The organism is Ruegeria sp. HKCCD7628 (genome assembly GCF_057221005.1).
In genome coordinates this window covers 114825-134206 of the sequence record NZ_JBWVBA010000004.1, presented here as the reverse complement: position 1 = coordinate 134206, position 19382 = coordinate 114825, and the positions used below count along the sequence as shown (strand labels likewise).

Annotated in this window: 18 protein-coding genes; 13 read left to right on the top strand and 5 right to left on the bottom strand. The window is 57.7% G+C overall.

Features of this window, described 5'->3' with window-relative positions:
* A complete protein-coding gene (locus AC2TAD_RS11140) occupies nucleotides 1-885 on the bottom strand; it encodes a LysR family transcriptional regulator ArgP (RefSeq protein WP_480867703.1) in 885 nt (294 codons plus the stop codon).
* 88 nt (nucleotides 886-973) lie between these two features.
* Here AC2TAD_RS11140 and AC2TAD_RS11135 point away from each other — a divergent pair, with 88 nt between their 5' ends.
* The 6 genes from AC2TAD_RS11135 (at nucleotide 974) to AC2TAD_RS11110 (ending at nucleotide 6753) form a co-directional block, all read left to right on the top strand.
* On the top strand, nucleotides 974-1573 hold the full coding sequence (locus AC2TAD_RS11135) for a LysE/ArgO family amino acid transporter (protein WP_480867702.1): 600 nt from the start codon (nucleotides 974-976) through the stop codon (nucleotides 1571-1573).
* 40 nt (nucleotides 1574-1613) lie between these two features.
* Nucleotides 1614-2522: a DMT family transporter gene (locus AC2TAD_RS11130; RefSeq protein WP_480867700.1), complete on the top strand. Its 909-nt coding sequence runs from the start codon at nucleotides 1614-1616 to the stop codon at nucleotides 2520-2522.
* A gap of 88 nt (nucleotides 2523-2610) precedes the next feature.
* Entirely contained in the window at nucleotides 2611-3183 is a 573-nt protein-coding gene (gene betI, locus AC2TAD_RS11125) for a choline-binding transcriptional repressor BetI (protein WP_480867698.1), read from the top strand.
* Nucleotides 3180-4688: a choline-sulfatase gene (betC, locus tag AC2TAD_RS11120; protein ID WP_480867696.1), complete on the top strand. Its 1509-nt coding sequence runs from the start codon at nucleotides 3180-3182 to the stop codon at nucleotides 4686-4688. Before betI ends, betC begins: the two co-directional genes overlap by 4 nt.
* A gap of 88 nt (nucleotides 4689-4776) precedes the next feature.
* Nucleotides 4777-6435, top strand: coding sequence for a choline dehydrogenase (gene betA, locus AC2TAD_RS11115; protein WP_480867695.1), 1659 nt, complete (start codon nucleotides 4777-4779; stop codon nucleotides 6433-6435).
* Nucleotides 6436-6513: 78 nt separating this feature from the next.
* Nucleotides 6514-6753 carry an HP1242/YdcH family protein gene (locus AC2TAD_RS11110; RefSeq protein ID WP_170352480.1) on the top strand — a complete coding sequence of 80 codons (240 nt, stop codon included), beginning with the start codon at nucleotides 6514-6516 and terminating at the stop codon, nucleotides 6751-6753.
* 74 nt (nucleotides 6754-6827) lie between these two features.
* On the opposite strand, the gene AC2TAD_RS11105 is transcribed toward AC2TAD_RS11110, so the two are convergent.
* Both AC2TAD_RS11105 and AC2TAD_RS11100 read right to left on the bottom strand, forming a co-directional pair.
* A complete protein-coding gene (locus tag AC2TAD_RS11105) occupies nucleotides 6828-8228 on the bottom strand; it encodes a helix-turn-helix domain-containing protein (RefSeq protein WP_480496876.1) in 1401 nt (466 codons plus the stop codon).
* A gap of 65 nt (nucleotides 8229-8293) precedes the next feature.
* Nucleotides 8294-9499 (bottom strand): multidrug effflux MFS transporter, encoded by a 1206-nt coding sequence (locus AC2TAD_RS11100; protein ID WP_480867692.1) that lies wholly within the window; start codon nucleotides 9497-9499, stop codon nucleotides 8294-8296.
* Between the two features lie 184 nt (nucleotides 9500-9683).
* On the opposite strand from AC2TAD_RS11100, the gene AC2TAD_RS11095 reads away from it, so the two are divergent.
* The 4 genes from AC2TAD_RS11095 (at nucleotide 9684) to AC2TAD_RS11080 (ending at nucleotide 12298) form a co-directional block, all read left to right on the top strand.
* Nucleotides 9684-11216, top strand: coding sequence for an acyl-CoA carboxylase subunit beta (locus AC2TAD_RS11095; protein WP_480867690.1), 1533 nt, complete (start codon nucleotides 9684-9686; stop codon nucleotides 11214-11216).
* 262 nt (nucleotides 11217-11478) lie between these two features.
* A complete protein-coding gene (locus AC2TAD_RS11090) occupies nucleotides 11479-11808 on the top strand; it encodes a DUF6497 family protein (protein WP_353393756.1) in 330 nt (109 codons plus the stop codon).
* Between the two features lie 2 nt (nucleotides 11809-11810).
* Nucleotides 11811-11951, top strand: a complete 141-nt coding sequence (locus tag AC2TAD_RS11085) for a hypothetical protein (protein ID WP_214648750.1) — start codon at nucleotides 11811-11813, stop codon at nucleotides 11949-11951.
* A complete protein-coding gene (locus AC2TAD_RS11080) occupies nucleotides 11945-12298 on the top strand; it encodes a hypothetical protein (RefSeq protein WP_480496880.1) in 354 nt (117 codons plus the stop codon). The genes AC2TAD_RS11085 and AC2TAD_RS11080 overlap by 7 nt, the downstream gene beginning before the upstream one ends.
* A gap of 86 nt (nucleotides 12299-12384) precedes the next feature.
* Here the strand turns inward: AC2TAD_RS11080 and AC2TAD_RS11075 are convergent, their stop codons facing one another.
* On the bottom strand, nucleotides 12385-13542 hold the full coding sequence (locus AC2TAD_RS11075; RefSeq protein ID WP_480867687.1) for a DcaP family trimeric outer membrane transporter: 1158 nt from the start codon (nucleotides 13540-13542) through the stop codon (nucleotides 12385-12387).
* A 650-nt stretch (nucleotides 13543-14192) separates the two neighbouring features.
* Here AC2TAD_RS11075 and AC2TAD_RS11070 point away from each other — a divergent pair.
* Nucleotides 14193-14396 carry a hypothetical protein gene (locus AC2TAD_RS11070; protein ID WP_480867685.1) on the top strand — a complete coding sequence of 68 codons (204 nt, stop codon included), beginning with the start codon at nucleotides 14193-14195 and terminating at the stop codon, nucleotides 14394-14396.
* Nucleotides 14397-14510: 114 nt separating this feature from the next.
* The gene (locus AC2TAD_RS11065) at nucleotides 14511-16556 is read left to right on the top strand and encodes an acetyl-CoA carboxylase biotin carboxylase subunit (RefSeq protein WP_480867683.1); all 2046 of its coding nucleotides are present in this window, start codon (nucleotides 14511-14513) and stop codon (nucleotides 16554-16556) included.
* Nucleotides 16557-16632: 76 nt separating this feature from the next.
* Here the strand turns inward: AC2TAD_RS11065 and AC2TAD_RS11060 are convergent, their stop codons facing one another.
* Entirely contained in the window at nucleotides 16633-17079 is a 447-nt protein-coding gene (locus AC2TAD_RS11060) for a DUF4174 domain-containing protein (RefSeq protein WP_170352489.1), read from the bottom strand.
* A gap of 169 nt (nucleotides 17080-17248) precedes the next feature.
* Between AC2TAD_RS11060 and scpA the strand changes: the two genes are divergently transcribed.
* Nucleotides 17249-19375 (top strand): methylmalonyl-CoA mutase, encoded by a 2127-nt coding sequence (gene scpA / locus AC2TAD_RS11055; RefSeq protein ID WP_480867682.1) that lies wholly within the window; start codon nucleotides 17249-17251, stop codon nucleotides 19373-19375.
* The last annotated feature ends 7 nt before the right edge of the window (nucleotides 19376-19382 follow it).

Below are 19382 nucleotides of genomic sequence, written 5' to 3'. Positions count from 1 at the left end.
CTATGCCGGCTGCAAGGCACTGTTTGCGCTGCGTTTCACCGCTTGGGTCAACGGGTCCAGGGCCGGGGCCAGAATGCGCCCGACTTGCCATGTCAGGGGGACATCGTAAGGCGCATCCGGAAGCACCAGGGACAGGCTGCCATCGCGCAACGCTGGCTTCACAAGGCTTTCGGGGTTCATCCCCCATCCCAGCCCGGCGATCGCGGCTTCGACAAATCCATGCGAAGAAGCCAGATAGTGAGAGGGTGGCGAAAGGCGCCGCCCGGTTTGTTGAGTGATCCAGGCCCTTTGCAGGCCGTCTTTACGGTTAAATGTCAGGTTTGGCGCTTGGCCAAGACTGTCGATGTTTACCCCTTTTGGAAACCACCTTTGCATGAATGCCGGACTTGCTGTCGCCAAGTACCTTAACGACCCGAGCGCGATTGCATCACAGCCCGCGACAGGTTGACCTCCGATAGTGACGGCTGCGCTGACCTCTCCGCGCTTTAACCAGTCAGCGGAATAATCCTGATCGTCGATCACAAGATCAAACAGCATGTCGTCCACCTGCGCCATGGCGTCGATAAACCATGTTGCCAGCACGTCGGCAGGCACTGCGATCCGAACGCGCGTAGGGTTCGTGTTTTGGTCCAGCGTCAATTCACGTGCCAGTTGGGCCTCTAGCAATCCGATGTCCTCGGCGTGTTGGGCGATGCGCAGACCCGCCGGGGTGGCAGTGCAGGGTGTGCCGCGAAGGATCAAGGCGGCACCGACCCGGTCCTCTAACGCTTTAATTCGCTGGGAAATAGCGGAAGGTGTGACCGATAGCTCGGACGCGGCGGCCTCAAAGCTGCCATGACGCAGAATGGCAGACAAAGCGGACAGGTGATTGGGGTCGAGCAGCATTAGTAAAACTTAATCGGGATAAACATCATTAATTTGATAGGCGGCCTTGGGCATCGTAGTCAACTGGCCAACAGCTTAAGGAGTTCTCATGCCCACGTCTCTGATTGCCGGTTTTGCGCTCGGCTTTAGCCTGATCCTTGCTATTGGGGCGCAGAATGCTTTTGTTTTGAGACAGGGCTTGCGGCGCGAGCATGTATTTACCCTGTGTCTAACCTGCGCGGTGTCGGATGCGATCCTGATCGCAGCGGGTGTGGCCGGTTTCGGATCGCTGGCGCAGATGGTTCCTTGGTTCGAAACCGCGATGCGGTACGGGGGCGCGATTTTTCTGACCTGGTACGGGTTGCGAAGCCTGAATTCCGCGTGGCGCGGGGGCGCAGTGATGGAGGTAGAGGGCGGTCAGCGATCTGGCTTGCGGTCTGTGCTGCTGACGGTGCTGGCTTTCACCTGGCTGAACCCGCACGTTTATCTGGATACGGTTGTGCTAATCGGGTCGATTTCAGCCCAATATGAGGACCGTTTGGCTTTTGCTGTTGGTGCGATGACCGCAAGCTTTGTCTTCTTTTTCTCGCTCGGCTACGGGGCAGGGTTTTTGTCTCCGATATTCGCCCGTGCCAGGTCGTGGCAGGTCTTGGATATGATTATCGGTGTGGTGATGTTGGCGATCGCGGCCAAACTTGTCGTGATCTGAGGGCTTGTCCCCAAGCGGTATTCAGTGTTGAACCGTTAACATGACAACTCTTACCGCCCCCGCTCGGCCTTTTGCTGGCATGTTCTGGATGTTCTCGGCCGGGTTGTCTTTTGTGGTCATGACAGCGTTGGTCAAGTCGTTGGGGTCCAGCATGGATCCGATACAGGCTGCTTTTCTGCGGTTCGTTTTTGGGTTGGTCTTCCTCTTGCCCGCACTGCGCCTGGTCGTCTCGACACGGTTGTCGCGCAGGCACTTAACCCTGTTCGGCATACGCGGGATCGTTCACGCGGTGTCGGTGATGTTGTGGTTCTATTCCATGACCCAGATACCCTTGGCCGAAGTCACAGCGATGAACTACATGACCCCGGTCTACGTGACACTTGGTGCGGCGCTGTTTCTGGGCGAGCCATTGGCGTTTCGCCGCATCGCTGCCATTGGATTAGCCCTGATTGGGGTTGCCATCATCCTCAGGCCCGGCTTTCGAGAGGTTTCGCCGGGACATATCGCTATGCTGATGACCTCGCTGACGTTAGGGGCGTCATATTTGCTGGCCAAACGGCTAGTGCAGGACCTGCCGCCCTCAGTCGTAGTGGCGCATATGTCGATCTGGGTGACACTCGCGCTGATCCCCTTTGCGGCGGCCGTCTGGACGCCGCCTAGTCTGTATGACCTCGGCGTGTTGTTTCTGGTCGCCAGTTTTGCCACTCTGGGCCATTACTTCATGACGCTGGCACTGCAGGCGGCACCCGTGGCGGTGACGCAGCCGGTCACGTTTCTGCAGCTGATCTGGGCGACCCTCATGGGTGCGCTGGTGTTTCACGAAAGCGTCGACATCTGGGTCGTTGCCGGAGGCACTCTGATTCTGTCCGCCGTCAGCTTTATTGCCTGGCGCGAAGCCGTTCTGAACCGCAGCAGCCTGACGACACCCAGTATCGCTCCGAAACTGTAGCTGTTTCCGAAGGAATAAGGCGTTATTGATTGACGGGTCAATAAAAACCTCTTAGCGTTTTTTCATCTTGCGCAGTGGAGGGGTAACGATGCCAAAACTCGGAATGGAGCCGATCCGTCGGGATGCGATCGTCAAAGCCACGATTGCCGAACTGGGGGCGAAGAAATCCCTTGATGTCACTGTTAGCCAGATTGCCAAACGGGCCGGTATGTCCAGCGCGCTGGCGCATCACTATTTCGGGGGCAAGGACCAGATTTTTCTGGCCGCCATGCGCCGCATCCTTTCGGATTTCGGGGCCGAGGCCCGGCAGGAGTTGAAAGGCGCCGCACCCAATCAGCGTGCTCAGGCGATTATCCGGTCCTGTTTTGCCCCGTCCTGCTTTACGCCTGACGTGATCGCAGCTTGGATGACCTTTTACGTGCTGGCACAAACCAATGATGAGGCGCTGCGTCTGTGGCAAATCTATCAGGCGCGTATTCGGTCGAACTTGATTTATGCGTTGCGCCCTTTGCTGTCCGATCCGATTGAGGCGGCAGAGGATATGGTCGCTCTGATCGACGGCCTGTATATCCACGCCGCCCTTAACGCGCCTGAAAAGCCGGAACGTGCGGTCAACCACGCGATGCGTGTGCTCGATACTTTTCTTGAGGCTGAAACATGACACAACCTAACATTCTGATCCTGATGGTGGATCAGTTGAACGGGACCCTTTTTCCGGATGGTCCCGCAGACTGGCTGCATGCACCGAACCTCAAGAAACTGGCAGCGCGGTCCACGCGGTTTGCCAATGCCTACACAGCTTCACCTTTGTGCGCGCCGGGCCGGGCCAGTTTCATGTCCGGGCAGTTGCCTTCGCGCACCGGCGTCTATGACAACGCGGCCGAGTTCCGCAGCGACATCCCCACCTATGCGCACCACTTGCGCCGGGCTGGGTACTATACCTGCTTGTCAGGCAAGATGCATTTCGTCGGTCCCGATCAATTGCACGGGTTCGAGGACCGCCTGACCACTGACATCTACCCCGCCGATTTCGGCTGGACGCCCGATTATCGCAAACCGGGCGAGCGGATCGACTGGTGGTATCACAACATGGGTTCGGTGACGGGTGCCGGCGTGGCCGAGATTTCCAACCAGATGGAATATGACGACGAGGTCGCATATAACGCCAAGGCCAAGCTCTATGATCTGGCGCGCGGCAAGGACGATCGCCCATGGTGCGTGACCGTCAGCTTTACCCATCCGCATGATCCTTATGTGGCTCGTCGGAAATATTGGGATCTGTACGAGGATTGCGAGCATCTGCTGCCCGAAGTTTCGGACCTTGGCTATGACAATCAGGACGCGCATTCCAAACGGATTTTCGACGCGAATGACTGGCGTAGCTTTGACATCTCTGAGGACGATATCCGCAAGTCCCGCCGGGCCTATTTCGCAAATATCTCGTATCTGGACGATAAGATCGGCGAAATCCTCGAAGTGTTGGAAACCACGCGGCAAGAGGCAACGATCCTGTTTGTCTCGGACCACGGCGACATGCTGGGAGAGCGGGGCCTGTGGTTCAAGATGACCTTCTTCGAGGGCTCGTCGCGGGTGCCGCTGATGATCTCTTCGCCCGATTTACCAGCAGGTCGGATTGAGGCACCGGTCTCGACCATCGACGTCACGCCGACTCTTGGCGCGCTTGCAGGTGTCGACATGGCCGAAATCGCACCATGGACCGATGGCGAAGACCTCGTGCCGCTGGCTAAAGGCGCCGAGCGTACTGCGCCCGTGGCGATGGAATATGCGGCCGAGGCGTCATACGCGCCGCTGGTTTCGCTGCGGTATGGCAAGTGGAAATACAACCGTTGCGCGTTGGACCCCGACCAGTTGTTCGACCTTGAGGCCGATCCGCATGAGTTGGAAAATCTCGCCGAAAAACCTGAACATGCAGGCACCTTGCAAACCCTGCGTGCCAAGTCCGAGGCGCGTTGGGATCTAAACCGGTTCGACGAAGATGTACGTGCCAGTCAAGCCCGCAGATGGGTGGTGTATGAGGCGCTGCGGCAGGGGGGGTACTACCCTTGGGATTATCAGCCCCTGCAAAAGGCATCCGAGCGTTACATGCGCAACCACATGGACTTGAATGTCGTCGAGGAAAGCCAACGCTTTCCCCGCGGAGAATAACAGACTGATTTAGTAATACCCCCTTCGGTTCGGCCAAGGTTTTTCGATGGAAAATCTTGGTGTACCGGTGGGAAACGGAGACTCGAAAATGGAAGCAGATTTCGTCATCGTCGGCGCAGGTTCCGCAGGCTGCGCGATGGCATACCGGCTAAGCGAGGCAGGGGCCTCGGTTCTGGTGATCGAGCATGGCGGAACGGATGCTGGACCGTTCATCCAGATGCCGGCTGCACTAAGCTATCCGATGAATATGTCGCGCTACGACTGGGGCTATCAGTCCGAGCCCGAGCCGCATCTGAACAACCGTCGTTTGGCCTGTCCACGCGGCAAGGTGATCGGAGGGTCTTCCTCGATCAACGGCATGGTCTATGTGCGCGGCCACGCGCGGGACTTTGATACCTGGGCCGAGATGGGGGCGGATGGGTGGTCCTATTCGGATGTGCTGCCCTATTACAAACGCATGGAGACCTGGCACGACGGTGGGCACGGGGGCGACACGGCGTGGCGCGGCACCGATGGTCCGCTGCATGTGTCGCGTGGGCCGCGCGAGAATCCGCTGTTCAAGGCGTTCGTCGATGCGGGCCAGCAAGCAGGGTACGAGGTCACGGGCGACTATAACGGCGAAAAGCAGGAAGGCTTTGGCCCAATGGAGCAAACCGTCTGGAAGGGGCGGCGCTGGTCGGCGGCGAACGCGTATCTGAAGCCTGCGCTCAAGCGTGACAATTGCGATATTGTGCGGGGTCTGGCGTCGAAGGTCGTAATCGAGAATGGCCGTGCGACCGGAGTTGAACTTGTGCGCGGTGGCAAGACTGAAGTCATCCGTGCCCGGCGCGAGGTGGTGCTGGCGGCGTCGTCCATCAACTCGCCCAAACTGTTGATGTTGTCAGGGATTGGCCCGTCCGCGCATCTGGCCGAGCATGGGATTGAGGTTGTTGCGGATCGCCCCGGTGTGGGCGCAAACCTGCAGGATCATCTGGAGCTTTATATCCAGCAGGCGTCGCTTCAGCCGATCACGCTGTATAAACACTGGAACCTGATCAGCAAGGGCTTGATCGGCGCGCAGTGGCTGTTTACCAAAACCGGGCTTGGCGCATCGAACCAGTTTGAAAGCGCGGCGTTCATTCGCTCGCAGCCGGGTGTCGAATATCCTGACATTCAGTACCACTTCCTGCCGATTGCCGTACGCTATGACGGGCAGGCGGCGGCCGAGGGGCATGGGTTCCAGGCGCATGTTGGTCCGATGCGGTCGCCGTCGCGAGGTGCTGTGACATTGCGATCCAAAAGGGCCGAGGATGCCCCTGTGATCCAGTTCAACTACATGAGTCATGAGACGGATTGGGAAGACTTCCGCACCTGTATCCGCCTGACCCGCGAGATTTTCGGGCAGGAGGCGTTCAAACCTTATGCCGGCAAGGAAATCCAGCCCGGTGCTGACGCTCAAACAGATGATGAATTGAACGCTTTCATCGCGGAACATGCCGAGAGCGCTTATCACCCATGCGGAACTTGTCGGATGGGGCGTGCGGATGATCCAAACGCGGTTGTCGATCCTGAAGGCCGCGTGATCGGTGTGGATGGGCTGCGGGTGGCCGATAGTTCGGTTTTCCCTCAGATTACCAATGGCAACCTCAATGCGCCTTCCATCATGGTCGGGGAGAAGGTCTCGGATCATGTGTTGGGGCGCAACCCGTTGCCCAAGGCCAATGACCGACCATGGATTCATCCTCAATGGGCGACATCACAGCGGTGATTTGATCCGCGTCAAAGCGGGGTAGCGCAGACATCTATAAACCTGAATCGCAACGACTAATCTAAGGAGCGAACAGAAATGTCCAACACCCCGCATGAACTGGCCGAAGAGTTTCCGGACAAAGTTGAGGTGATGAGCCAGCTCAAGCAATCAGACGCTCACTTTGCGCGGCTGGCAGAGGAGTACCATGAGATCAACCGCGTGGTGCACCGAGCCGAAACCAATGTCGAGCCCATGGAGGATTTGGCCGAAGGTGAATTGCGCAAGAAGCGCGCGGTTCTAAAAGATGAGATCTGGGCGATTTTGTCCAAAGCATAAGCCAAAAGGGCGGGGGCTCTGCCCCTGTCGCGGCACGTCGCGCTTCCCCCGGGATATTTCAGGCCACGTAAAGTTCAGGTGACTTCGTACGGCAAGGTATTGCGGGTATGGGCGTCGATGGTCAGGCGACGTTCGAGTGGTGGAACCGAACGCTGATGGCAGTTCTGCCTTTCACAGATACGGCAGGATATTCCGATAGGTTCGTAGGCGCTGGCGTTGTTGATATCCAAATTATCTGCATAGACGAGCGCTTCGGCGTGCCGGACTTCACATCCAAGCGCGATGGCGTACCGACGCACAGGCGCACCGAAGGATCCCCCGGATTTCGAAACGTCCCGCGCCAACGAGATGTATTGAACGCCATCGGGGGTTTCCGCCAGTTGCCGCAGGAAATGGCCCGGTGTTTCAAAGGCGCGGTGCACGTTCCAAAGGGGGCAGGCGCCGCCAAAGCGGGCGAATTGCAGGCGTGTAGCCGAGTGGCGTTTGGTGATTGTACCGGCCTGATCGACACGGACAAAGAAAAACGGAATTCCCTTGGCACCGGGACGTTGCAGTGTCGATAGGCGGTGAGCGACCTGTTCGATTGAAGCCCCAAAGCGGTTGCTGAGCAGTTCCAGATCATGGCGGTAGTCTTGCGCGGCCCCAAGGAATGCGCTGTAGGGCATTAGGGATGCGCCTGCGAAGTAGTTGGCGAGGCCGATCTTGGCGATGGCGCGGGCTTCATCTGTTTGGAATTTGGCAAAGTCCAAAGTCGCTTCGAGCAGCTTGTCCTGGTTTATCAGGGCGACTTGCAGCAAAAGCTGGAACACCTGCGTTTGAGGCGCGCTGCGCGAGGACAGAGACAGGGTTTTGCTGTCAGCGTCATACCGTCGGGTTTCTTTGATATCAGCAATGTGTACCCGAATATCCCTTTCTCGCAGGCTGCTGATCGCCGCATCGCGAATGCCGCCGGTTTCCTGTGCGATTGACGCAAAACGCTCGGCCGCCCGATCCACGGCGTCAATGTAGTTGTCGCAATAGTGGAAGAAATCCCGGACCTCTTCCCAGGGGCTGGCTTGAATTTGCGCATCTTCACGCCCCAATGCTTCGTCCAGCGATGCAAGCCGTTCGTGGGTCTGCCGATAAGTGCGGTGCAAAGCGATAAACGCGCGGGCCAACGCAGGCGCATTTGATGCCGCCAGTCGCAGATCGGCCAACGGGGGCATTGCATCGTCAAAAACCGGATCGGCGAGTGCTTCGCGCATGTCTGACACAAGGCGTTCGCTGTCGCCGGTGCTTAACTCGGTCACATCCATGCCGAATTCCTGCGCCAATGCCAGAACAACCGTGGTCGAGATGGGACGGTTGTTGTTCTCCATCTGATTAAGATAAGGGAGCGAAACCCCCAGCTTGGCGGCGAATTCCTTTTGGGTCAGGGTCAGGCGCGTACGCATCTCGCGCAGTTTCGCGCCTGCATAGAGTTTCTGGGTCGCCATGGCGCGCCTTTGCAACTATTCCGTTGTGGGAAATTAACTTTGCAAATCCCGGGGCGCAAGCATTGCTAGAGTCCCAGGCGACGCTCCCGCCGGATTACAGATGTAATTGCAAAGACAGCCAGCAAGGCGGTTATCAGCATCAGCCACAGCAAGGGCATCGCCCCTGTTTCGCGGGTCAGCAACGACCCGGCCAGTGCGCTGAGACCAGCCCCACCCGCCAGCATGATAGCGCCGCTCAGGCCCGCGGCCGTTGCCGCCAGATGTGGGCGCACTGACAGAGCGCCCGAAGTGGCGTTCGGGATCGTCATGCCATTTCCAAGGCCGACGAATGTCATAAGCCCAAAGAAACTAAGGGGTGTGCCTAGCCCAAACAGGAACAAAAGCGCCGACAGAAAAACGCCAGCGGCATTCAGGATGCAGCCCCGCAGGACCATTCGGTTGACACCAAATCGGACGGAATACCGACCGCTTAGGAAATTACCGGCAAAATACCCAATCGCAGGCGCGCCAAAATATACGCCAACTTCTGCGGCTGACATTCCGAATATCTCGGTCCCGATAAATGGAGCTCCACCGAGATAGGCGAAAAAGGCACCTGACGACAACGCAGAGGATAGCGAATACCCCCAAAAGCGAGGGGACGTCAGCAGTTCAGGATACTCTCGAAACTGTTGCAGCAGGGTCTTCCCGCTTTTGGCTGAGGTTTCACCGAAGTCTTTGAAGCACAGGATTAGCGTCAATGCGCCTAAAACGAAAGGCAGCCAGAAATTAGCCTTCCATCCGAGGGATTCTTCCAGCAGCCCTCCGATCGCGGGGGCAATCATCGGGACGACCGCCATCCCCATAGTCACGTAGCCAATCATCGAGGCAGCCTGATCCTGATCGTAAAGATCCCGCACGGCAGCCCGGCTAAGCACCATGCCGACGACTATTGTCGCCTGAGACATCCGAAACGCCAGAAAGACCGTGGCGTTCGGCGCGTAGATGCAGCCCAATGTCACCACCAGGAACAGGGCAAGGCCGTACAGCAAGACTGGCCTGCGGCCGGCCTTGTCTGCGATCGGTCCGATAAGAATCTGCAGCACCGCGCTGACCATAAGGTACAGGGCGATCGAAAGCTGCATGACCTTATAGTCTGTCTGGAAATAAACAGCCATGTTTGGAAGGCTGGGAAGATAGAGATTCAGACTAAGTGCCGACAGCCCTGACAATAGAACAAGCGTGGCAATAGATGGGGGTGAGCGTCGAGCGGAAGATGATCTGAACTGCATAGTTCAATTGTATAGTCCGCGATTTTGGGATTGGCATCAGCATTGTGATCTCAGCGTTGAAATTTGCTGATTTGCATTATTCTATCGATAAATGTTCAAAGGTTTGCAAATTTGCCGAAAGTTGCTTTGGGCTGGCAAGTATAAGGTATAGTGTCCCGCCAGATTACATTAGGGGATCACTGTCATGAAAGACATCCTGACCGAGCTTGAAGGCCGCCGTAGCAATGCCCGTTTGGGTGGTGGTCAAAAACGGATTGACGCTCAGCATGCGCGGGGAAAGCTGACTGCGCGGGAACGTATCGAACTGCTGTTGGATGAAGACAGCTTTGAAGAGTTTGACATGTTCGTCAGTCATCGCTGCACCGATTTTGGTATGGAAAACCAGAAACCTGCGGGCGATGGCGTGGTCACCGGCTGGGGCACGATCAACGGTCGGATGGTTTATGTGTTCAGCCAGGACTTTACCGTATTTGGCGGGTCTCTTTCGGAAACGCATGCCCAGAAGATTTGCAAGATCATGGATATGGCGATCCAGAATGGCGCGCCAGTGATCGGCATCAACGACTCGGGCGGCGCGCGGATTCAAGAAGGCGTCGCCTCGTTGGCGGGCTATGCCGAGGTGTTCCAGCGCAACATCATGGCTTCGGGCGTGGTGCCGCAGATCAGCGTGATCATGGGACCCTGTGCAGGTGGCGCAGTGTACAGCCCGGCGATGACCGACTTTATCTTTATGGTCAAAGACACCTCTTACATGTTTGTGACCGGTCCCGATGTGGTGAAAACTGTCACCAATGAGGTTGTCACGGCCGAAGAACTGGGCGGCGCATCGACCCACACCAAGAAATCCTCGGTCGCGGATGGCGCCTTTGAAAACGACGTTGAAGCGCTGGCCGAAGTACGCCGTCTGGTCGATTTCCTGCCGCTCAACAACCAAGAGAAACCCCCTGTCCGTCCGTTCTTTGATGAACCCGACCGGATTGAAACCTCGTTGGATACCTTGATCCCGGACAATCCGAACACGCCTTACGACATGAAAGAACTGATCACTAAGGTGGCGGATGAAGGCGACTTCTACGAGATTCAGGAAGACTACGCCAAAAACATCATCACCGGTTTCATTCGCCTCGAAGGGCAGACTGTCGGTGTTGTCGCCAACCAGCCGATGGTTCTGGCCGGGTGCTTGGACATCGACAGCTCGCGCAAGGCGGCCCGTTTCGTGCGGTTCTGTGACTGCTTTGAAATTCCGATCCTGACCCTTGTGGATGTTCCGGGCTTTTTGCCGGGTACGTCGCAGGAATATGGCGGTGTCATCAAGCACGGTGCAAAGCTGCTGTTTGCCTATGGTGAGGCGACTGTCCCTAAAGTCACCGTGATTACCCGCAAAGCCTATGGCGGGGCTTATGACGTTATGGCGTCGAAGCACCTGCGCGGCGATTTCAACTATGCGTGGCCGACAGCCGAGATCGCGGTGATGGGCGCCAAGGGCGCGACCGAAATCATCCACCGCGCCGATCTGGGCGATGCCGAGAAAATCGCGCAGCACACACAGGATTACGAAGACCGTTTCGCCAATCCATTCGTTGCTGCGGAACGTGGCTTCATCGACGAGGTGATCATGCCACAATCGACGCGGCGTCGCGTTTCGCGCGCTTTCGCAAGCCTGCGCAACAAAAAGCTGAAAAACCCCTGGAAAAAGCACGACAACATCCCGTTGTAAGTGCTTGGGCGGGGTCGGTTTCTAGTCAACTCGCCCCCGATTTCCTTTTGCAGTCCAAGGTAACGAAGACCTGACGGGGACTTGAGTTTGACATTGAGGGCAAAGCTGATAAATGAGTGCTCTTACCAGATATAGAAAAGCGCGGGCCAAAAGCCATGCGCGCGCGATCCCGGAGAGAGGAGCTCACCTTTGGTGGGTCCGGGGTCGCGCCTTTTGTCTAGGTTTTCTGACCCTGTCATCCCCTGTAGTTGCGGAAACCAATTTGGCTGTCCCTTCGGGTCAGCCCGTGCATCTGAGCGATGTTCTGTTGGACAACAACCCCGGCGAACTTTGGGTCCGTTTCCGCTTTGTCGCTCCGAAGATCGGTTCCGACGTAGGCCGTATCGGTTATGACGTCGCCTCGGTCGATATGGAGCACCTGTGCCATACGCTGGCCGTCGCTTATGTCGCTGAATACGATTTGGAACCGGCACGCGTAGTGATCTCGCTGTCTGATAGGCCAACGGAATTTGGACAAGCCGCACCTGACGCCACGCAGTATTTCGAAGCCTACCGATTGGAGCAGGCGCAGTGTATCTGGGAGGGGCTCTGATCATGAGACCCGGTTTTCAGATCGTCAGAGCGTTTCTGACCAGCAATGCGGCTTTGGAGGTGCGCAAGATGAACTCATCCATCACAGGATGCGATTTCGATGTTTTTGGGGACATTTACGTCAGCGGAGGAGCAACATGCTGAAGCACCGCGGATTTCCCGGTCGTTTGGCCGGAACAGATTTCCAATTCACAATCCGCCGGGCCAATCCCAAGGGCGTGACGCCGCTAACCAGACGAGAACGGTTCCGTGATCGCAAACCGGCCGACCGCCGGGCGGATGCGGGCTTTATGGAGGCGCTCTGGCAACATTTCGGCGACCAGCCTTTTGAGAGGGGTAATCTGGATGCCGGTCGTCTTAGCTGGTTGTTTGAGCGTGAAGTCATTCCAGCCGAGGATCCTTTTGATCCGGCCAGCTATGACGCATTGCTGGTGATCGATCCTGACGCTGCAAGGCTGTCGTTTCCGGATATTTTCGACGGACTGCGCTGATTGTGACCTATCAGGCCGTATATCCTCACGCGGGCAATGCTCCGTGGAAAACCCTGCCCCGATGGGGGCAGGGTCGTGATATGCGATCAGAAGTTCAACTGCGCCGCAACTTGAACGCGGCTGCCGTCAAAGTCATCGCCCGAGTTCACGTCGTTCCGCTCACCATAGATGTATTCGGCGCTCAGTGTCAGAGTCTCGGTCGCCTGATAGAAGGCGTTTACGTGGATCGTCTCAAGCTCGGTAAAGGCCAGGTCACCAGTCGAGGTTGCCAAGTCATAGTCCTCGTAACCGTAGGCGATACCGACGTTCCATTTCGGACCGATGTCCTGACGCAGTTCGACGGTGAAGCCGTCAACATCGTTGGCTTCGCCATTGACCACCGCATCACCCAAGCCGATCAGCCACGGTCCAAGCGCCTGACCGGTCACGTAGTTGACCTGGAACAGGCCACCCTGCCAAAGCCGCGCCGATCCGGACAGAGTCACACCCCATTGGTCGACTTCATTGATGCCGGCGTCGTCCTGGGCTCGACCGTAAAGACCGGCAATTCGGGCGACGTAAGTGCCATCATTGTATTCGGCCGACGCGGTGAAAACCGGATCATCCGAGTTGGAGCTACCGACGTTTTCCTCGATGGAGAGTGCAAATTCGGCATTTTCAGAGAATGCGTTAGTGTAACGGATCTGCGGAACACGGGCGAAGGCGATACCAACGGGACCGTTGAATTCAACCGAGGTCGGATACGTGTCCAAAGGCTGGAAGTTGGTCCAGAACTGGCCGATCAACCACTGGTCGCCGATACGGATATTGGCGTGACGCAAACGCAGTTCAGCAGCGCCGCCGCCTGCAAACAGGTCAAGCTCCAACTGACCGCCGATATCGCCAATGGCGCTAGGCGTACTGGTGAGCAAGCCGATCCGCGACTGACGGACGGTTGCGCCAAAGGTACCGCTGGTCTCAGCAGAAGGTTCACCAATTACGTTGACGAACGCTGTATCGCCTTGGTCGAAGTCGAAATCGTAGAAGAAGTCGGCTTTGACATAGCCATAGACGTCCAGTGTCGTATTCCCGATCCTAAACTCACCGGGTGTCGCGTTCGGTCCCTGAGATTCCAAGGCTTCGATCCGGAGGCGAAGTTTCTCCAGTTCGGCCTGCGTATTCGCATCCTGGGCATAAGCAAGCGTGCCAGTCACACTAAGCGCAGTGGCAGCGAGCAGAGATGCCGTTTTTCTCTTTGTAATCATTTGGATGTTTCCTTGTGTGCGAGTGTGCACGCGCAACGTTCCACGCCGACGATTTTCAGGGAAATCACGAGATTGGGACAATTAAACGCAAAAATCTCAAGAAAATTTGTGGGAAAAGCGGACCTGGATCACAGCAAGGTGAACAGATCGGTTAACCTTATGAGTGCAGTGTTTTTTTTCGTCGCTATCGCGTGCGCAAAACGTGATGCTGCAAGTGCAAAGCTTGTTTTTCGGGTCAACGTTTGTAACGGGATTGTGACGAACATTCACGTGAGTCCCCGTGAATATGCGCGAAACAGCGTCGGCGCAAAATTGCGCGGCTTTTCCTTGAATGGGCAGATTCCAGCCGGAAAAATTGCAACTCGTGAATCACAGTTTGCAGGTGCAACCACACCGTGCATGGTGTCCAAGCCGTGCGGCTCTACTTTGCCTGCGCCGCACATGCACCTACTATTCCGTACCCCTTCCTTCCGCGGGCAGGCTTGTGAGTTTCACAAATCCCTGCCCGCGTTTTTCTTTGCGCACACGGAGGGGGATCGACGGCATAAAGCTGCGCATATTTGGCCTAATACCTGTCTGTTATTGAATAGCGGTACACGAACCGCGCATCTGGCTTCGACTGATTCAAACCAACAGATGAGGCAGAAATCATGCGACTCTCGAAACTTGCGATTGCATTGGCGACCTGCGCCGGGCTTGCAGCCTGTGGCGACACCACGGGCGAACAGGCGATCTTGGGCGGTGGCGCCGGCGCGGTCGGCGCGGCGGTGCTGCAATCGGACCCGCTCTTTGGGGCCGTGGTCGGCGCGGCCGGCAACGTGCTGTATTGCAAGACGCAAAACAACTGTAGCTAACGAAGTCATCGGGGCTTACTCGGCCCCGACCGTCATCGCTGATCACGCCGTCGTGGGGTTAAGTCCTCGCGGCGGCGTGTTACGTTTTTCGAACACCAAGACAAAGGACGTTCCATGTTCAACAAGATACTGATTGCCAACCGGGGCGAAATCGCCTGCCGGGTCATCAAGACTGCGCGCAAGATGGGTATCGGCACCGTTGCCATTTATTCGGACGCGGACCGCAACGCGCTGCACGTATCAATGGCCGATGAGGCCGTTCATATCGGCCCGCCCCCTGCGAACCAGTCCTATATCGTGATTGACAAGGTCATGGACGCGATCCGTCAAAGCGGCGCTCAGGCGGTACATCCCGGTTACGGCTTCCTGTCGGAAAACTCCAAGTTCGCCGAAGCGCTTGAGGCCGAAGGCGTGGCTTTTGTCGGTCCCCCGGTCGGCGCGATCGAAAGCATGGGCGACAAGATCACCTCGAAGAAAATTGCGCAGGACGCAGGCGTGTCGACCGTGCCCGGTTACATGGGGCTGATCGAAGACGCGGAAGAGGCAGTGAAGATTTCGAACGAGATCGGCTACCCGGTCATGATCAAGGCCAGCGCCGGTGGCGGCGGCAAAGGCATGCGGATCGCATGGAATGACGACGAGGCGCGCGAGGGTTTCCAGTCGTCCAAGAACGAGGCCGCGAATTCCTTTGGCGATGACCGGATCTTCATCGAGAAATTCGTGACACAACCCCGCCATATCGAAATTCAGGTTCTCTGCGACAGCCACGGCAACGGTATTTATCTGGGCGAGCGTGAATGCTCGATCCAGCGTCGGAACCAGAAGGTTGTGGAAGAGGCCCCGTCGCCCTTCCTCGACCCCGAGACACGCAAGGCAATGGGTGAACAGGCTGTCGCGCTGGCCAAAGCTGTAAACTATGCCAGCGCCGGGACGGTCGAGTTCATCGTGGATGGGGATAAGAACTTCTATTTCCTGGAAATGAACACCCGCCTGCAGGTGGAACACCCTGTGACCGAGCTGATCACCGGTGTCGATCTGGTGGAACAGATGATCCGCGTAGCCGCAGGTGAGAAACTGACCATCACCCAAGATGACGTCACCCTGACTGGCTGGGCGATTGAAAACCGTCTGTATGCCGAAGACCCGTATCGCAACTTCCTGCCCTCGATTGGCCGTTTAACCCGCTATCGCCCGCCGATGGAAACGGCGGCTGGTCCGATGTTGGTGAATGGCAAATGGCAGGGTGACGCGCCCGAAGGCGAGGCCGCAGTGCGTAACGATACCGGCGTCTATGAGGGCGGCGAGATCAGCATGTACTATGACCCGATGATCGCCAAGCTCTGCACCTGGGCGCCGACCCGGGAAGCCGCGATCGAGGCGATGCGTGTGGCGCTGGACAGCTTTGAGGTCGAAGGTATCGGTCACAACCTGCCGTTCCTGTCCGCCGTGATGGATCACCCGAAATTTGTCAGCGGTCACATGACCACCGCTTTCATCGCCGAAGAGTATCCCGACGGTTTTGAAGGCGTCACCCTGCCAGAAGAAGACCTGCGCCGTATCGCCGCGTCTTGCGCGGCGATGTACCGTGTCGCTGAAATTCGTCGCACCCGCGTCTCGGGCCGTATGGACAACCACGAGCGCAAGGTCGGCGCGCATTGGAATGTTGCGCTGCAGGGTCAGGAGTTCGACGTCAAGATCGAAGCGGATAAAGAGGGCGCGACGGTGGCCTTCTCGGATGGCACAAGCCTGCGGGTTGCCTCGGATTGGACGCCGGGCGACCAACTGGCTGTTTTGGATGTCGACGGAGAGGCGCTGGTCATGAAGGTCGGCAAAATCTCGGGTGGGTTCCGTATCCGCAACCGGGGTGCAGACCTGAAAGTGCATGTGCGCCGTCCGCGTCAGGCGGAGCTGGCCAAACTGATGCCCGAGAAACTGCCGCCCGATACCTCGAAAATGCTGCTCTGCCCGATGCCCGGCCTGATCGTGAAGATCGACGTTGAACTGGGCCAAGAGGTGCAGGAAGGTCAGGCGCTATGCACTGTCGAGGCGATGAAGATGGAAAACATCCTACGCGCCGAGAAGAAAGGTGTGGTCGCCAAGATCAACGCAGGCCCCGGCGACAGTCTTGCCGTGGACGATGTGATCATCGAGTTCGAGTGATCATGACGGCGCTTTTGTCATACCCCATAGCTCTCCCGGCGTTCTGCGCCGGGGGCTTGGGGCGTGGCGAAGGCTATCAACCGCCCTCGCGCCGTTCGCGAATCTCGCGTTCGCGGAGGGGGGTCTTGTCGATGGATCGACCGATCTCACGCACGCTCCACGGGGACGGCTTGCGCAGTTTGACCACGCCGTCCTTGTCGACGAACACCATCTGGAAACCACGCGGGCGCAATTGCGACCGTATCGGGGATTTGGCCGCCGGGTCCGTGTCGGTGATGACAATCACATCGCGGTCACGCATCGCGGCTTCGCCTTCGATCAGCATGTCGATTTGTTGTTGGAAGCGGGGGTCTGCGGGCGTGTCGGCAAAGACGACAATGGGTCTGTTGACCCATAAAAACTCGCTCAACTCGCTGTCACCTGCGGGTCGGACAAATTCATCCTCATCCGGCGCAGACCCATCGGCAGCCATCGCGGCCAGCGGGATTAGTGCCGAGAAAACAAGGGCAAGCGTTCGTGTCATGGGGCCTCCTGTTCCATCGAATATAGCCCCTGTTCAGATGAATGCGACCAGTGAAATGCAATGCGCGCTCAATTTGTCGCGCGCAGCCCGGATTGGCCGGGCACTTCGAAACATAACTGCGTGCGGGTTCCTCTTCGCGCGCAACCCGAAATAGGAAAAGGAAATCGCCATGACCGATACCAAAGACTGGCAGGCGCTGGCCGAAAAAGAGCTGCGCGGGCGTCCGCTGGAAGATCTGACCAAAGAGACGCTGGAAGGCATCGACGTCAAGCCGCTCTATACAGCCGAAGATACGGCGGATCTGCCGCACATGGGTACGCTGCCGGGGTTCGGCCCGTTCACGCGCGGGGTGAAGGCTACGATGTATGCAGGCCGCCCATGGACGATCCGTCAATATGCGGGTTTTTCGACCGCCGAGGAATCGAATGCCTTCTACCGCCGCAATCTGGCCGCGGGTCAACAGGGCGTGTCGGTAGCCTTCGATCTGGCCACGCATCGCGGCTATGACAGCGACCACCCGCGCGTTGTGGGCGATGTGGGTAAGGCGGGTGTAGCAATCGATTCTGTCGAGGACATGAAGATCCTGTTCGATGGCATTCCACTGGACAAGGTTTCGGTCTCGATGACCATGAACGGTGCTGTGGTCCCAATTTTGGCGAGTTTCATCGTGGCAGGCGAAGAGCAGGGGCACGACAAATCTGTGCTGTCCGGCACCATTCAGAATGACATTCTGAAAGAGTTCATGGTGCGGAATACCTATATTTACCCGCCCGAGCCGTCGATGAAGATCATTTCGGACATCATCGATTATACGTCGAATGAGATGCCCAAGTTCAACTCGATCTCGATCTCGGGCTACCATATGCAAGAGGCCGGCGCGAACCTGGTGCAGGAGCTGGCCTATACGCTGGCGGACGGGCGCGAGTACGTGCGCGCTGCGACGCAGGCCGGGATGGACGTGGACAAGTTCGCGGGACGTCTGTCGTTCTTCTTTGCGATTGGTATGAACTTCTTCATGGAGATCGCAAAACTGCGCGCCGCCCGCACCCTGTGGCACCGCGTGATGACCGATTTCGGGGCGAAATCAGAGCGGTCCAAGATGTTGCGCACTCACTGTCAGACCTCTGGCGTTTCGCTGCAGGAACAAGACCCATACAACAACGTGATCCGCACGGCCTATGAGGCGATGAGCGCGGTTCTGGGAGGCACGCAAAGCTTGCACACCAACGCGCTGGACGAGGCAATCGCGTTGCCCACTGATTTCTCAGCCCGCATCGCCCGCAACACACAGTTGGTGCTGCAGGAAGAGACCGGTGTAACCGATGTGGTCGATCCTCTGGCGGGCTCATATTACATCGAAAGCCTGACCAATGAGCTGGTCGAAAAAGCCTGGGCCCTGATGGAAGAGGTCGAAGAGATGGGCGGGATGACCAAGGCTGTTGCCTCGGGCATGCCCAAGCTGCGAATCGAGGAAAGCGCCGCGCGCCGTCAAGCGATGATCGACCGGGGCGAAGAGGTTATCGTAGGCGTCAACAAATACCGCAAGGAACAGGAAGACCCGATCGACATTCTGGACGTCGATAACGTCGCCGTGCGCGAGGCGCAGGTCGCGCGCTTGGAACGTATCCGCGCCACCCGTGATGAGGCGGCATGTAAAGACGCGCTGGACGCCCTGACCAAAGCCGCCCAGGAGGGCGGAAACCTGCTGGCTGCTGCGGTCGAAGCCGCCCGCGCCCGCGCATCCGTAGGAGAGATCAGCATGGCAATGGAGAAAGAGTTCGGCCGCCACCGCGCCGAGGTGAAAACACTGGCCGGTGTCTATGGTGCCGCCTATGAGGGCGACGAAGGCTTTGCCGCGATCCAGAAATCCATCGACGAATTCGCCGAGGCAGAGGGCCGCCGCCCGCGCCTGTTGGTGGTCAAGATGGGTCAGGACGGGCATGACCGGGGTGCCAAGGTGATCGCGACCGCCTTTGCCGATATCGGCTTTGACGTGGATGTTGGCCCACTGTTCCAGACACCTGCTGAGGCGGCGCAGGATGCGGTCGACAATGACGTTCATGTGGTCGGGATTTCGTCTCAGGCCGCGGGACACAAAACGCTGGCCCCGCAACTGGTCGAAGAACTGAAAAAGGCCGGAGCTGAAGATATTATCGTCATTTGCGGCGGTGTGATCCCGCAGCAGGATTATCAGTTCCTCTATGATCACGGCGTCAAGGCGATCTTTGGACCGGGCACGAACATTCCCGAGGCTGCACAAGACATCTTGCGCCTGATCCGAGAAGCCAAAGGGTAAGGCTAAA

Coding starts and splice junctions, on each gene's coding strand:
- AC2TAD_RS11140 (WP_480867703.1), bottom strand. CDS start 885: ATGCTGCTCGACCCCAATCACCTGTCCGCTTTGTCTGCCATTCTGCGT.
- AC2TAD_RS11135 (WP_480867702.1), top strand. CDS start 974: ATGCCCACGTCTCTGATTGCCGGTTTTGCGCTCGGCTTTAGCCTGATC.
- AC2TAD_RS11130 (WP_480867700.1), top strand. CDS start 1,614: ATGACAACTCTTACCGCCCCCGCTCGGCCTTTTGCTGGCATGTTCTGG.
- betI (WP_480867698.1), top strand. CDS start 2,611: ATGCCAAAACTCGGAATGGAGCCGATCCGTCGGGATGCGATCGTCAAA.
- betC (WP_480867696.1), top strand. CDS start 3,180: ATGACACAACCTAACATTCTGATCCTGATGGTGGATCAGTTGAACGGG.
- betA (WP_480867695.1), top strand. CDS start 4,777: ATGGAAGCAGATTTCGTCATCGTCGGCGCAGGTTCCGCAGGCTGCGCG.
- AC2TAD_RS11110 (WP_170352480.1), top strand. CDS start 6,514: ATGTCCAACACCCCGCATGAACTGGCCGAAGAGTTTCCGGACAAAGTT.
- AC2TAD_RS11105 (WP_480496876.1), bottom strand. CDS start 8,228: ATGGCGACCCAGAAACTCTATGCAGGCGCGAAACTGCGCGAGATGCGT.
- AC2TAD_RS11100 (WP_480867692.1), bottom strand. CDS start 9,499: ATGCAGTTCAGATCATCTTCCGCTCGACGCTCACCCCCATCTATTGCC.
- AC2TAD_RS11095 (WP_480867690.1), top strand. CDS start 9,684: ATGAAAGACATCCTGACCGAGCTTGAAGGCCGCCGTAGCAATGCCCGT.
- AC2TAD_RS11085 (WP_214648750.1), top strand. CDS start 11,811: ATGAGACCCGGTTTTCAGATCGTCAGAGCGTTTCTGACCAGCAATGCG.
- AC2TAD_RS11080 (WP_480496880.1), top strand. CDS start 11,945: ATGCTGAAGCACCGCGGATTTCCCGGTCGTTTGGCCGGAACAGATTTC.
- AC2TAD_RS11075 (WP_480867687.1), bottom strand. CDS start 13,542: ATGATTACAAAGAGAAAAACGGCATCTCTGCTCGCTGCCACTGCGCTT.
- AC2TAD_RS11070 (WP_480867685.1), top strand. CDS start 14,193: ATGCGACTCTCGAAACTTGCGATTGCATTGGCGACCTGCGCCGGGCTT.
- AC2TAD_RS11065 (WP_480867683.1), top strand. CDS start 14,511: ATGTTCAACAAGATACTGATTGCCAACCGGGGCGAAATCGCCTGCCGG.
- AC2TAD_RS11060 (WP_170352489.1), bottom strand. CDS start 17,079: ATGACACGAACGCTTGCCCTTGTTTTCTCGGCACTAATCCCGCTGGCC.
- scpA (WP_480867682.1), top strand. CDS start 17,249: ATGACCGATACCAAAGACTGGCAGGCGCTGGCCGAAAAAGAGCTGCGC.